This is a genomic window from Metabacillus litoralis, assembly GCF_003667825.1.
Lineage (GTDB): Bacteria > Bacillota > Bacilli > Bacillales > Bacillaceae > Metabacillus > Metabacillus litoralis_B.
Genome location: NZ_CP033043.1, coordinates 992,969 through 1,006,418 on the forward strand (window position 1 = coordinate 992,969; position 13,450 = coordinate 1,006,418).

The following is a 13,450-nucleotide window of genomic DNA, read 5'->3' on the forward strand; positions in this document are numbered from 1 at the left end:
ATGAGATTAGTTAAATAAAAGGAGCGAATAACATGAGTGATAATATACGACGCTCAATGCCCCTATTTCCTATCGGAATTGTTATGCAGCTCACAGATCTGTCTGCAAGACAAATTCGTTATTATGAAGAGAATGAACTTATTTTTCCAGCTCGAACGGAAAGCAATAGAAGATTGTTTTCGTTTAATGATGTTGACAAATTATTGGAGATTCGTAATTTAATTGAACAAGGTGTTAACTTGGCTGGAATTAAAGAAATTTTCTTGCGCAAAAGTACACATAGTGAAGAGAAAGAAGAGCAACATAAAACTGTTGAAAAACCTGATTTGAGTGATGCTGAATTACGTAAGCTCTTAAAATCTGAACTTATGCAGGCAGGACGCTTTAATCGACCAACATTAAGGCAAGGGGACATGACAAGGTTTTTTCATTGATCTAGTTAGTATGAAATTGAATATAAAACTTTTTTGAAATAGGAGAGGAGATTTTCAAGTGGCTAAATATTCAAGAGAAGATATCGTAACTTTAGTAAAAGAAAACAATGTAAAATATATCCGTCTACAATTCACAGATATTTTGGGAACTATTAAAAACGTAGAGATTCCTGTAAGTCAATTAGATAAAGCTTTAGATAATAAAATGATGTTCGATGGATCTTCAATTGAAGGTTTCGTTCGAATCGAAGAGTCTGATATGTACTTATATCCTGATCTTGATACATTCGTTATTTTCCCTTGGACAGCAGAAAAAGGAAAAGTTGCACGATTTATCTGTGATATTTATAATCCAGATGGCACTCCATTTGCTGGTGATCCTCGTAATAACCTAAGACGTCTTCTTTCTGAGATGGAAGAACTTGGATTTTCAGATTTCAATTTAGGGCCTGAGCCAGAATTCTTCTTATTTAAATTAGACGAAAAAGGCGAACCAACATTAGAATTAAACGATAATGGTGGATATTTCGACTTAGCACCAACTGACTTAGGTGAAAACTGCCGCCGTGATATCGTTCTAGAATTAGAAGAAATGGGATTTGAAATTGAGGCATCTCACCATGAGGTGGCGCCTGGTCAGCATGAAATTGATTTTAAATATGCTTCTGCAATTAAAGCATGTGACGATATTCAAACATTTAAATTAGTTGTTAAAACAATTGCACGCAAGCATGGATTACATGCTACATTTATGCCAAAACCATTGTTTGGTGTAAACGGATCTGGTATGCACTGTAACTTATCGTTATTTAGCAAAGGTGAGAATGCATTCTTAGATACGAACGCTGAACTGCAATTAAGTGAAACTGCTAGACAATTTATTGCTGGTGTAATCAAACATGCACCTGCATTTACAGCTGTAACAAACCCAACTGTAAACTCTTATAAACGACTAGTACCTGGTTATGAGGCACCGTGTTATGTGGCTTGGTCTGCACAAAACAGAAGTCCATTAATTCGTATCCCTGCTTCACGTGGGTTAAGTACACGTGTAGAAGTTCGTAGTGTTGACCCTGCAGCAAATCCATACCTAGCTATGAGTGTTCTTTTAGCTGCTGGTCTTGACGGTATTAAAAATAAGCTTCAAGCTCCAAAACCTATTGATCGTAACATTTATGTTATGTCAAAAGAAGAGCGTGTTGAAAATGGTATCGTAGACCTACCAGCAACACTAGCTCAAGCTCTAGACTTGTTAAAAGCAGATAGCACAATGAAGCATGCTTTAGGTGAACACTTATTTGAGCACTTTATTGAAGCGAAAGAAATAGAGTGGGATATGTTCCGTACGCAAGTACACCCATGGGAAAGAGAACAATACATGTCAATGTATTAATAGAAAAAAACTTAACACATTTAGTGTTAAGTTTTTTTATTTGCAAATAAAAAAGCTTGCCTAATTAGGCAAGCTTAATGAACCGTGCGGTAAACTCCAATTACTTTTCCTAGTATACTCACATTTCGAAGAATAATAGGTTCCATTGTTGAATTTTCTGGCTGTAAGCGAATATAGTCTTTTTCTTTGAAAAATCTTTTACAAGTTGCCTCATCATCCTCGGTCATAGCCACAACAATATCACCATTGTTAGCCGTTTGCTGTTGTCGGACGATTACTAAATCACCGTCTAATATTCCAGCTTCTATCATACTTTCACCCATAATTTCTAGCATAAAAACATGTTCATCTTCTGATATATATCGATCTGGGAGCGGAAAGTACTCTTCTACATTTTCAATAGCTGTAATTGGAAGACCTGCTGTTACTTTTCCTATTACTGGAACATTAATAACATTGCTCTTTGGAATATGGAGAGTCTCTTCTTCCTCTAGTATTTCAATAGCTCTTGGTTTCGTGGGGTCTCTTCTAATTAATCCTTTTGACTCTAATCTAGCTAAATGACCGTGTACTGTTGAGCTTGAAGCTAATCCAACAGCTTCTCCAATTTCACGTACTGAAGGTGGATACCCCTTTTTTTGGACCTCATCTTTAATAAAAGTTAATATATCTTGTTGCCTTTTTGATAGTTTCGTCATCCTCTGTGACACCTCGGATCCTGTAATTTATGTTTATTATAGCATCATTTACCTTTAGATACAAACATAAGTTCGAGAAAAACGCTTGACTGGAACATTCGTTCGTATTATACTAATTTCAACAAATACGAACAAATATTCCTATGAGGTGTATAAAATGAAAAAAGAATCTTTTACATATGTAGTATCATTTTTTCTAGTCCTTTTTGCAATAACACTAGCAATAACGTATACTGGTAAATCAGAAAGTTTGGATAAATATCATCAAGTAGAAATTAAAGAGGGTGACAGCCTCTGGTCAATTGCTGATGAGTTTAATGAAAAAAGCCAGATTTCAAAACAAGAGTTTGTAAAGTGGGTACAGGATAAAAACGGCATTCACACAAATGTTGTTAAGCCAGGTGAATTTGTTTTTGTACCTGTTGAAAAGGAAGAAATCTATCAAATAGAACAAATTGCTAGTAAGTAGAGGATGATCTAATAATGAAGGCAGTTGTTTATTGTAGAGTAAGTACAGAGAAGGATAGTCAAGATTCTTCTATTGATAGGCAAAAAGAGGAGCTATTAAGATTAGCTTCGCTACATAATATTGAAGTTATAAAGATAATAGAGGAAAGACATAGTGGATATGACATAGACCGTGACGGAATGATTGAAGCACTATCAATTTTAAAAGAAAAGAAGGCATCTATATTATTAGTTCAAGATGATACAAGATTAGGACGGGGTCACGCAAAAATAGCTCTTTTACATGAAATAAGAAAAATGGATGCTGAGATTTTTACTCTAAATGAGCGTGGAGAGCCTGAACTGTCCGAAACAGATGAAATGGTACTGAGTATTCTTGCAACTGTTGAAGAATTCCAACGGAAGCTTATTAATTATAAAATAAAAAGAGGCATGAATCGGGCAATAGAGAATGGCTACAATCCTCATGAAAATTTAAAGAACGTCGATAAGGGAGGCGGCCGTGAGAAGATTGATTTACCAATAGAAGAGATTCTTAAGCTAAGGAAGAAAAATCTAACTTTTGGAGAAATTGCTTCAACTCTTAGGGGATTAGGGTTTCGAGTTAGTAAGGCTACTGTACACAGAAGATATCAAGAATATATTGATGAAAATAATCTACAGGATCTTGATAAGTAAATTATTGGTGAAAAAATATGTTTTAAAGTTGTTATTTTCTCCTCTATTTAGTAATATGTCATTTGTATCATTTAAAAGACTTTAAAGTAATTTTATACTTAATCTCTTTGAGGTTAGCTGTAAGATTGAAGTCTATATGATTTAAGAGAGGAGTTTATTAAACATGTTACCGAAATTTAAAATCGATCGAATAAATGAATTATCCAAGAAAGCAAAGTCAGTAGGGCTAACTGATAAAGAAAAGCAAGAACAACAATCTCTTCGAAATGAGTATTTACAAGTGTTTCGGTCCTCTATGAAAAACACTTTAAAGGGAGTAACAGTTGTTGACCCGAATGGTAACGATGTAACGCCGCAAAAGCTGAAAAATGAGAGAAGGAAAGATCTACATTAAAAAGGAATAAATCAATGATTTATTCCTTTTTAATTGGAACTGAATATGGCATTCTTCTTTAAGTAATGATAGGTTTCAAATGTTCGACAAAAATAGTGTCTTCTCTCTCCAGTTTAAGACAATAATTGCTTCTTTGTTCTTTTATAATAAGAGAAATAGTATGGTTGAGGAGAGTGAAACAGTGAGACACTATTATATATACTTAATAGAAGAAGAATTTGCAAGTCACTACTTTGGTCGTGAGTCTAAAATCTACCATCTGTTTCAAGATTTTCACTGGACAATTGCCCGATCTGAACATGAAAACACACTAGAGAAGCAAATTAATTATATAACTAAGCCCATTCCAATGTTATTTATTCATCAATTACTAGGAACTCATTTAGCAAAGCGTTCAGACTATCAAGTGTTCCAAAATATCCATAAAATCGAGTTAAAAGGAAATCTTGGTAATGCAACATTAATAGTGAAAAATCGTCATCTTGAGCTTACTTCTGATGGAAGTTATGAGGCGGAAACTATATTTTTTGAAGTGTTAAGAAAATTTGATCCTTGTTTTTTAGCAATGGACTTAAAAGGTGAAAGATATGGGTGGCTAAACCCAATAAAAGAAAGAAATTTTGGATAAAATATAAAGAAATTATAGTGCAAATGTTGTATAATATCAAAGGATTTAGTACACTGTAAAATAGACAACACGAAGGAGGAAATACAATGCAATTATGGGTTGTTATTCTAGTAGGCATTCTAGCTTTACTTGCTGGGGTTGCACTAGGATTTTTCATTGCGCGTAAATATATGATGAATTACCTGAAGAAAAATCCACCAATTAACGAACAAATGCTGAAAATGATGATGATGCAAATGGGACAAAAACCATCCCAAAAGAAAATCAATCAAATGATGTCACAGATGAATAAGATGCAAAAGTAACAAACGTTGATATAGCAAGGTTTTAAGCGATTTACAAATGGGAATTCCTAAGTAGAATAACTATAATTGGTGAATCTTTCTTCGGAATTTTTAATATAAACTGCTTAATCTTTCTTACATAACGTAGAAGATCACTTTTTCTGATGAAAAATTCAGGAAGGGTGGTCTTTTTTTTATGCTTATTTAAAAGATGTTTTATAGGAGTATTTCTACCACTGTCAGGCGAAGGGATATCCCCTAAAACAATGAAAAATAAAAATCAGGAATAAAGCAACTTAAGCAGTTTCTTGTCGATAAATAGATTAAACATAGAGAAATTAAATTAAATGAGAATGGTAAAGCTTCTGAGAATGGCTTATTAGAGGATTGTCATAAAAAGCAATTGTTGCCCAAAGGGATTACTTTGCCACCTTCTCACACAGCGTATGACAATAAACAAGGCAATGCAGAAACAGTTATGAAGCATTATGTGAACAACAAACATAGTAAACCCTGTAGATGCTAACAGAAAGATACCACAATTGATTGTTGCACCAAACTAAAACAGAGGACAGTCAATATCCTGGCAATCACGTTTAAAAAACCTTGCAGAAGAAATAGCAAGTATCTCACTTCTTATGTTGAAGATTGAAGGGATTGACAGAAGAGTCGTTGATCTGATTCAGGTTGATATCGACATGAGATATTTGTAGAGCTAAAGATACAGCAGAAACAAACGATGATGGAACAGCTAGGCTCGAGGTTGTTGTTTATGATTTAAACACTAGGAGCTATGTAACAGATACATTTGGAAAATTAAATGTGAAGGAAGTGGTTATTTGAATAACAGAAGCTACTAAAATTGCAATTGAAAGATTAGCGAAGTATGGGATTGAAGCCGGATTATGATGTTACAAATGATTATGAAGTCCCTCTTATTTCTATGATAAATGCTTTGGTTAAAGCTATTGAAGATAGAAGTCTGAAGTAGATAGGTTCTGTGTTTTACAGATTGTAGAAATATATGGTAATATTTTCATGGTTGATAGATTTCAAATTGAAGGGAGAAGACCATGAAAAAAATAATATTATCAATGTTTACAGTATTGGTTGCATTAACATTAACAGTAAATACTGCTAGTGCTAGTAGTTACACTGATGCTGCAAATTTAGGTGAGGTACTTAAAACAAAGTTATCTAGCTTCAATTCCACAATTAACTCGGGTGACATATCTTCAATTGATGATCAGTATGATTCATTTTCTAATGATATTAAGAAGACTGAAAGAGCAATTGGAAAGGTTTCAGGAAAATCCAACAGAGATGCTTTGAATAATAAGTATGTGAAGCCAGCGAAAATTGCAAGGGAACGTGTTATTTATGAAGTGTCTCAATATAGATTAATGAAAGTAATAAATGACTCACTTACAGCAAACAGAGTTGATAAAGCAAATAGTGACTTTGCAAAACTTGAAAGATTAGAAAAAAGAGCAGTTGAAATTAAAGAAGCTGGTGGGTATGAGCAGTTACCTGCTAAAGTGAGCAATGGACTATCTAGTATAAAAAGTGATATTGTTGACAAATTAAACGAACTTAATAATAGAAATTCTAGAAAGAATCCAGCAGGAATTGGTGAAACATTACTTGTTGAAAAAGATGATTGGTTAGACGGTCATGTTAAATATGAGGTTGAACTAACAGATGTTATCTCAGGTGATGAAGCATTAACTTTGGTAAAAGAAGCAAACATGTATAATGATTCACCAGATACCGGTATGAAATACGTGTTAGCTAAGTTTAGAATAAAAGTACTTGAATTAGAAAAAGAACCTTATGATATAAATCATGCTAAATTTAAAGCTGTTAGTGGAAGTGGAGTAACGTATGATGACTGGATTTCTATCGCTGGTCTTGAACCAGACTTAAGAAACGATTTGTATGAAGGTGCAGAACATGAAGGTTGGACATATTTCATGGTAGATGAAAATGATGAACCTTTAGTTGTATTTAATCAAGGTTGGGATGATGAAGTTTGGTTTGACATAAGTAATTAAGTAGAAATAACCCCTTTCCTGATTTGGTAGGGGTTATTTTGTTTACTCCAACTACCAATTATTTTACATCCTAATTTGTTACAATTGTTTTGAGGTGTATTTAAATGTTTATATCGCCAATGTTGTTACACAAATCTGATCATCCTTTTGAAGATGATTTTATATAACTGAGTTGAAATTAGATGGTGTTCGTATAATTTGGAATAAGTTTAATGACAAGGTACGTATTTACACTCGACACAATAATGATTAGCTATTTTAAGAGGATATTATGTCCATTATATTGGTATAGATTCTCTTGTTTTAATATATTAAAACAGTTAAATGAAGCTTAAAAAATATGTCTACTATGTTTACTATAGTATGACAAATCTAAATTGGAGGACAAAAAACGTGAAATAATAGGATGGTCATTAAAGGAAATTAAGGTGGAAAGTACATGAAGGTTCAAGAGATATATTTAGAATCCTAATAGCAAGAGATACATACTCATTGATGGAGAAGGATGAAGAAAATAATCAAGTTTTGATTCCCAGTACCTATTATATGTATCAAGGTCGATAAATCTTTTTTCTACACCTGCTCGTATATGTATAGATAATGAAATTGAGGGGGATATAATGCAAATACAAACTCAAACATCCAGGAATGTTAAGTTAGTTACAAAAAGGAAATTTAATACTAGAACAGTGCTAAATATATATGGCATTCTTACAGTAATTGCACTGATATTATCCATATTCACTAATCCAATTTCTGTTAATGAAAACATGCAATTTTTTCACAATGAAGAATTTATAATGAAAACATATGAGATAAAGGAATTTCTACAATTTATTTTTGTAAGTTCTTTTTTCTTTTTCTTTTTCTTTTTAGTTAATATATATATAAGGGAGAATTTGGAGGAAGGTATTCTATGTCACTTTAGTTTTTGTCTTTGGATATAGCTTAATTAAGGCTATTTATCTTATATTCAGTTCAGTACCTCATTAAAGTATAAAGGAACTAGTTTGTCTTACACAAAACAAAGCGCAATTCAGGAATAAGAAAGGCACCCTATCTTGTAGAATCGTGCCATTTTTTTGAAATTTGGAGTGAAGAAATGAATAATTTTTTTACAGCATTAACTTATATAAATAAAATGATTTATAAGTCGAATCACTTAATTGTAAAGTCAGTTCAAGAAGAAAAGCAAAATTCAAAGTATGGTGCTGGTACATTTCAATTATCTTCTAAAACAGTTCGATTCAGAGTTGCGAATATAACTCCTACCAAAATAGGGCAGTTTGTTGCATTATGGGAAAAAGACGAAGATAATAAAAATCAACCCTACTCATATGACGAAGCCCCTGATTTATTAGTTATAACTACCTTTAAAAATGAAAATGAGTTTGGGCAATTTATTTTCCCAAAAGAAATTCTTTTAAAACAGAACATTCTTAGATCTGCTTCAACAAAGGGGAAAATGGCAATAAGAGTATATCCTAGCTGGGATAGTCCGAGTAGTATACAAGCGATGAAAACTCAAAATTGGCAGCTTCCCTATTTTGCTGATATGTGTAATCCGAATAAATTACCCTTAGAAAAAATAATGGAACTGTATTCTCTTTAATCTTCTGCAATCAAAAAGCGCATTAGTGAAATAACTAGGTTTGTTAGAGCATATTTGTTAAAACAGTAAAATAAGAAAATGGAAGTGATGATACTGTCTGTCTTTATTCAATATAGTAATATAAGTGTAATTAACTCATTTAAATTTGATAATAAAGATTTCACAGTTATAGATATTGGGGTTAGGATATTAGATGAAGAAAATTTTACATATAATTTTATAGGGACAAGTTTTTGTTTTCCGTTGTTCTTTGTTTTATCAACCTCTATGCTTGATGATGAAGAATTAGATAAGGTGAAACAGCACGAAATCGAATTTCTAGCAAGTAATAACTGGATCATAGTTAAAGTACTTAAAAAAGTACAATTAAGATTAATATCTGGATACTGTGAATGGTTTGCATGCGTAGGTTTAGGTTCCTATATGATCCAAGGAGAAAACATTCATTTTGAAGAACTATGGCCTGTTGTACATTGGAGTATTCCAACAGAGTTCCCTAATCTTGAATGGGGGAAGTTGAATACCTTAATTAATATAGAAGAAGTCGGGCACACAGTTATTACGAAAGATGAAAGAATTAATAGTACAGTAAAATTGAAAGGTTATATTCCAAAAGATTATGGTATTGATTTGGAGAATAGTGATTTTTGATTTTTTTTGTACTTCGGTCATAAACTAACATTAAGGTTACGGACTTTCTCGGAGTGAAATTGCAATATCACTTTACAATAGACAATGGAAAACAATCTAGAGCATCGAGCGTCTTTCTGTAACAAAGTAAGGCGCTCATTTCAATATTAGAGTGCTATAACTAAGTAAGGAGAAGTGAAATAATGAAAAAACATTGTTGTGAGGATAATGGATTACCATGCAAATTTTGAGTGTGAAATACATGAGAATCCGTTTGAGTGTCCTGACAAAATAATCATTTTTGATGAACGGAATAATGAATACGGTTTAATAATACATGATGGTGGAGCTTCGAGTATCAGCATCGACTTTTATCCTTGGTGTGGTTCAAAACTTAAAAATTAAGAATTAAATACTTTCTTGTATTGTAATTAAGATCTTCAGCAATAGAAAGCGCCTTTCTGGAACAAGGAAGGTGCTTATTTCAGCTTAAAGGCCAGATTGGAGAAGAACGATCAACTTTGAAATATGATAGAGATTGTGCAGAGATCTTCCTAAAGAAACGGAGCAGGATAGTTGAATAAGAAGAACGAATTATATAAGGGAATTTTATAAAATATTAAGGGGATAAATGAATGCAACCAATTTTAAAAGTAATGAAATCTGATTTAGAAATAATGGCTACCTTTAGTGCTTTCAAACAACTACGTCCGCATTTAACAGAAGAAAAATTTTTAGGGAAAATTAGACGATTGCAAGAAAATTACGGTTTTAATTTAGTTGCAATCATTGAAAACGATGAAGTTAAAGCAGCCGCTGGATATAGGATTACTGAATCTCTAGCTTGGGGAAATTATTTTTATGTAGATGATTTAATTACGGATGAAACAAGCCGTCGAAAAGGATATGCGAAAATCCTATGGGATTGGCTAATAAGCCAAGCAAAGGGAAATGATTGTGAACAATTTCATCTAGATTCTGGTGTACATAGACACGATGCACATAGATTTTACCTTAAAGGTGGATTAGATATTACTTGTCATCATTTTCAAATGTCTCTTTAACTACGGGAGCGTTTCTGCAATAGCAGCAGAAACGCTCTTTGACTAATGGTCAGGTTAGTAAAAGAGAAAGTGTTAAAAAGAATTAATAACATGGGGGAAGAAAAAATTTAGTTAAATATCATTAACAAACGAGTAATAATATGAACTTTCAGGGATTAATTTCACCAAAGATTGAATCAAGTCTTCGATTGAAAAGAGTACGCTTGTTCCAAGCCAAGAGCCAGGTAAAAATTCTGCAGGTAACATTGGGTCTCGTGTAATTAAATTATCTCTCACATCCTTAAGTGATAAAAGCATTATAAAAATTTGTAATTCATCTGGATTTATATCATGTGTTAAAGAATTTACTAATGGTTTATATTGATTCTCAATTTTTACGTGTGTAAATTCATAGTCTTTATTGATTTTCTCCAAATCCCATAATATTTTAGGTTTTTTAGGACCTGATCCCCCTTCGGACTCTACGCCATTTAACAAGATTTCACTACTTGAAAGTATTGTTACATATTCTTCTATTTCTAAAGAGTCAATAAGATTTAGGACCTTATTAGTTATGTTCCATGGGTAAATATAAACGCTTTTATATAGCTGTCCAAATCCTAAATCTAATATACCTTTCCTAAAAGTATCCCTCTTCTTTCTAAGAATTTCTGGAATCTCCAATATTACAAGATACCATTTTCCATTCCAATGTTTAGTGTAATAGTTTTCTTTCTTAGAATACAGATTATAAGCGTCAAGGCCTCTTACTGTAATTTTATAATTTCCTCTACCAAATACATCAATATAAAGTAGTCTTTTTAATTTGGATAGAGTATTTCTAATGGACTGAGGAGTATAATCCATTGCTTCAAAAATTTCAATTACTGCTTTTCCTGTCATCTCAGACTTCTTGGATAATAAATATAATAACTGTTTTTCAACGGTCACCACTCTCACCTCTAAATTGAATAATAACGAACTAATATTATACAAGTATTCACCTGTGAATTTATGGAGAATTATTTATCTCAGTAATTCTGTTATTAAAACAGTTGACAAATTATTACAGTGATTATAACATAAAAAATAACGAAAGTGCTAATTTTAGTTATATATATTCTAACCTAGTTTGATTCAATTTTTCGTTTTTTAAAATGCCAAAAGGGACGTGATGAAATGATTAGATCAATAGAAGAAATGCATGAATTTGAGACAATACAACTTCTAAATGAAGACGGGGAACTTATCAACGAGAACGTGTTAATAGATCTAAATAATGAAAAGTTACAATTACTTATGGAAAGAATGGTATATGTAAGAACTGTTGATCAAAGATGTATGTCTTTATCAAGACAGGGAAGATTAGGTTTTTATGCTCCAGTTGCTGGGCAAGAAGCTAGTATGATAGGAACACAGTTTGTTCTAGAAAAAGATGATTGGTTATTACCTGGTTATAGAGATCTTCCACAAATGTTGTTTCAAGGGGTCCCATTATCTCAACTATTTCTATGGTCAAAAGGACATTATAAAGGTGGGCAAATGCCTGAAGGAGTATATGTTACACCTCCACAAATAATTATTGGTGCTCAAATTGTTCAAGCTGCAGGTGTAGGATTAGGTTTAAAAAAGAAGGGAAAAAAGAACATTGCAATTACGTACACTGGTGATGGTGGGTCGTCTCAAGGTGACTTTTATGAGGGAATAAATTTTGCGGGTGTCTTCAATGCTCAAACGGTATTTGTTGTACAAAATAATCAATTTGCAATATCTACTCCTTTTGAGAAACAAACTGCAGCAAAATCGATTGCCCACAAGTCTGTAGCAGCAGGTATTAAAGGTGTAAGGGTTGATGGAATGGATATACTCGCTACCTATTTAGTTACGAAGAAAGCCAGAGAACGGGCAATTAACCTAGAAGGGCCAACATTAATAGAGACCGTAACTTATCGTTATGGTCCGCATTCTACATCAGTGATGATCCAACTATATATAGAACAGATCAACTCAATAATGAATGGGCCAAAAAAGACCCTATAAAAAGATTTAGATTATTTCTTGAGAAACAAGGTTTATGGACTAAAGAAAAAGAGAATGAAATTATTGAACAGGCAAAAGAAGATGTAAAACAGGCAATAAAAAAAGCTGAATCTGAAGCTAAGGCAAAAGTCTCCAATTTAATTGAGAACATGTATGAAAACCTACCATTTAATTTGAGAGAACAATTAGAATTAGCTAAAGAAAAAGAAATTAGATAATTGTATTATTAAATGACCTGCTGTAGCACTATGCCTAATAGAGAAATTTTAGTTATTTTTTTAAGTTAAATAAAATAATTGCTTATTATAATTGCAGAGAAAATGGATAAATGTTATTCCACAAACGAAGCGCCTTTCTGGAACAGGGGAAGACGTTTTCTCAGTTAGTGCCAGATCGGAGAAGGTCAATTAGAATGAAATTGAGATTGTGAAGAGCTAAACTTAAACTGACCGACAGTTTAGTGGAAGAAGTGATAAAATAAAATGTAGATGATTGGATTGAAAAGTAGGTGAAGTGAAATGTTAAATAAACAAGTTGGTAAGATTAATGAAATAGTTTTCCACAACACTTCTTACTATAATGGAAAATATAGATACTTCCCAACGATTACAGCTTTAAAGGGTATACTAGATGAAATTATTAGTGCTAATTCAACTACCGATTATATAAGAATCACACCATTTTATATCAATGAACTATTGGATATGCAAATCGAATTTGAAGAATATATGTTTTTTATAGAATGTAGAGATTGGTTTGACGAGAAAATTCAGGAGGAGCATATTATAGATTGTCTTGATGTTCCAGATACATCAAGAACACTTAATGATTTTAGGTTAGGTTCAATATTATATCCTCTATGTCAAAAAGAAGATGTAGAGTCATTTGAAATTGCTCTTGAACAATATAAGGAGAGTTTAAGTGAACTTCTCCCCATAATATGGAAGTTGCAAAAATAGAAATGGAATTAACCACAGACCACGTACCATTTGGATATTTCTGCTTTGAAATCCATAGTGGGTAAAATAATAGTTGTTAAGCTAACAGGGGCGTTAATACATAACCCACCTTCAGCAATAAAAGCTCTTGGGCAT

The 13,450-nt window shown here is 32.5% G+C and carries 15 protein-coding genes and 1 pseudogene; 14 read left to right on the forward strand and 2 right to left on the reverse strand.

Annotated features, from left to right (window positions below):
- Positions 1–32: 32 nt before the first annotated feature.
- A complete protein-coding gene (locus tag D9842_RS04655) occupies positions 33–434 on the forward strand; it encodes a MerR family transcriptional regulator (protein ID WP_121661491.1) in 402 nt (133 codons plus the stop codon).
- A 58-nt stretch (positions 435–492) separates the two neighbouring features.
- Complete coding sequence (gene glnA, locus D9842_RS04660; RefSeq protein ID WP_121661492.1) at positions 493–1,827, forward strand: type I glutamate--ammonia ligase; 1,335 nt, start codon at positions 493–495, stop codon at positions 1,825–1,827.
- Positions 1,828–1,901: 74 nt separating this feature from the next.
- Here the strand turns inward: glnA and lexA are convergent, their stop codons facing one another.
- On the reverse strand, positions 1,902–2,525 hold the full coding sequence (gene lexA, locus D9842_RS04665; RefSeq protein WP_098797251.1) for a transcriptional repressor LexA: 624 nt from the start codon (positions 2,523–2,525) through the stop codon (positions 1,902–1,904).
- Positions 2,526–2,682: 157 nt separating this feature from the next.
- On the opposite strand from lexA, the gene yneA reads away from it, so the two are divergent.
- The 10 genes from yneA to D9842_RS04720 all read left to right on the forward strand — a co-directional run bounded on the left by yneA (position 2,683) and on the right by D9842_RS04720 (position 10,337).
- Positions 2,683–2,994, forward strand: a complete 312-nt coding sequence (yneA, locus tag D9842_RS04670; RefSeq protein ID WP_121661493.1) for a cell division suppressor protein YneA — start codon at positions 2,683–2,685, stop codon at positions 2,992–2,994.
- Positions 2,995–3,008: 14 nt separating this feature from the next.
- A complete protein-coding gene (locus tag D9842_RS04675) occupies positions 3,009–3,671 on the forward strand; it encodes a YneB family resolvase-like protein (RefSeq protein ID WP_121661494.1) in 663 nt (220 codons plus the stop codon).
- A 163-nt stretch (positions 3,672–3,834) separates the two neighbouring features.
- Entirely contained in the window at positions 3,835–4,065 is a 231-nt protein-coding gene (locus D9842_RS04680) for a DUF896 domain-containing protein (RefSeq protein WP_121661495.1), read from the forward strand.
- Positions 4,066–4,246: 181 nt separating this feature from the next.
- Positions 4,247–4,693, forward strand: a complete 447-nt coding sequence (gene sirA / locus D9842_RS04685; protein ID WP_232273494.1) for a sporulation inhibitor of replication protein SirA — start codon at positions 4,247–4,249, stop codon at positions 4,691–4,693.
- Between the two features lie 86 nt (positions 4,694–4,779).
- Complete coding sequence (locus tag D9842_RS04690; protein ID WP_098797247.1) at positions 4,780–4,998, forward strand: YneF family protein; 219 nt, start codon at positions 4,780–4,782, stop codon at positions 4,996–4,998.
- A 1,052-nt stretch (positions 4,999–6,050) separates the two neighbouring features.
- Complete coding sequence (locus D9842_RS04695) at positions 6,051–7,031, forward strand: hypothetical protein (protein WP_121661497.1); 981 nt, start codon at positions 6,051–6,053, stop codon at positions 7,029–7,031.
- A 1,102-nt stretch (positions 7,032–8,133) separates the two neighbouring features.
- A complete protein-coding gene (locus D9842_RS04705) occupies positions 8,134–8,643 on the forward strand; it encodes a MepB family protein (RefSeq protein ID WP_121661499.1) in 510 nt (169 codons plus the stop codon).
- Between the two features lie 84 nt (positions 8,644–8,727).
- The gene (locus D9842_RS04710; RefSeq protein ID WP_162987293.1) at positions 8,728–9,294 is read left to right on the forward strand and encodes a hypothetical protein; all 567 of its coding nucleotides are present in this window, start codon (positions 8,728–8,730) and stop codon (positions 9,292–9,294) included.
- Positions 9,295–9,501: 207 nt separating this feature from the next.
- Positions 9,502–9,678, forward strand: a complete 177-nt coding sequence (locus tag D9842_RS26600) for a DUF6980 family protein (protein ID WP_373995091.1) — start codon at positions 9,502–9,504, stop codon at positions 9,676–9,678.
- A gap of 230 nt (positions 9,679–9,908) precedes the next feature.
- Positions 9,909–10,337, forward strand: a complete 429-nt coding sequence (locus tag D9842_RS04720) for a GNAT family N-acetyltransferase (RefSeq protein ID WP_121661501.1) — start codon at positions 9,909–9,911, stop codon at positions 10,335–10,337.
- Between the two features lie 111 nt (positions 10,338–10,448).
- On the opposite strand, the gene D9842_RS04725 is transcribed toward D9842_RS04720, so the two are convergent.
- Entirely contained in the window at positions 10,449–11,267 is an 819-nt protein-coding gene (locus tag D9842_RS04725) for a PaaX family transcriptional regulator C-terminal domain-containing protein (protein ID WP_121661502.1), read from the reverse strand.
- A 228-nt stretch (positions 11,268–11,495) separates the two neighbouring features.
- On the opposite strand from D9842_RS04725, the pseudogene pdhA reads away from it, so the two are divergent.
- Together pdhA and D9842_RS04735 are read left to right on the forward strand one after the other, a co-directional pair.
- Positions 11,496–12,574 (forward strand): annotated as a pseudogene (gene pdhA, locus D9842_RS04730) (pyruvate dehydrogenase (acetyl-transferring) E1 component subunit alpha).
- A 300-nt stretch (positions 12,575–12,874) separates the two neighbouring features.
- Positions 12,875–13,315: a hypothetical protein gene (locus tag D9842_RS04735; RefSeq protein ID WP_121661503.1), complete on the forward strand. Its 441-nt coding sequence runs from the start codon at positions 12,875–12,877 to the stop codon at positions 13,313–13,315.
- Positions 13,316–13,450: the final 135 nt, after the last annotated feature.

Bases quoted from the DNA above. Each gene is read 5' to 3' on its own strand.
- D9842_RS04655 (WP_121661491.1), top strand. From the start codon at position 33: ATGAGTGATAATATACGACGCTCAATGCCCCTATTTCCTATCGGAATT.
- D9842_RS04735 (WP_121661503.1), top strand. From the start codon at position 12,875: ATGTTAAATAAACAAGTTGGTAAGATTAATGAAATAGTTTTCCACAAC.
- D9842_RS04705 (WP_121661499.1), top strand. From the start codon at position 8,134: ATGAATAATTTTTTTACAGCATTAACTTATATAAATAAAATGATTTAT.
- yneA (WP_121661493.1), top strand. From the start codon at position 2,683: ATGAAAAAAGAATCTTTTACATATGTAGTATCATTTTTTCTAGTCCTT.
- D9842_RS04680 (WP_121661495.1), top strand. From the start codon at position 3,835: ATGTTACCGAAATTTAAAATCGATCGAATAAATGAATTATCCAAGAAA.
- lexA (WP_098797251.1), bottom strand. From the start codon at position 2,525: ATGACGAAACTATCAAAAAGGCAACAAGATATATTAACTTTTATTAAA.
- D9842_RS04695 (WP_121661497.1), top strand. From the start codon at position 6,051: ATGAAAAAAATAATATTATCAATGTTTACAGTATTGGTTGCATTAACA.
- D9842_RS04690 (WP_098797247.1), top strand. From the start codon at position 4,780: ATGCAATTATGGGTTGTTATTCTAGTAGGCATTCTAGCTTTACTTGCT.
- D9842_RS04675 (WP_121661494.1), top strand. From the start codon at position 3,009: ATGAAGGCAGTTGTTTATTGTAGAGTAAGTACAGAGAAGGATAGTCAA.
- D9842_RS26600 (WP_373995091.1), top strand. From the start codon at position 9,502: ATGGATTACCATGCAAATTTTGAGTGTGAAATACATGAGAATCCGTTT.
- D9842_RS04720 (WP_121661501.1), top strand. From the start codon at position 9,909: ATGCAACCAATTTTAAAAGTAATGAAATCTGATTTAGAAATAATGGCT.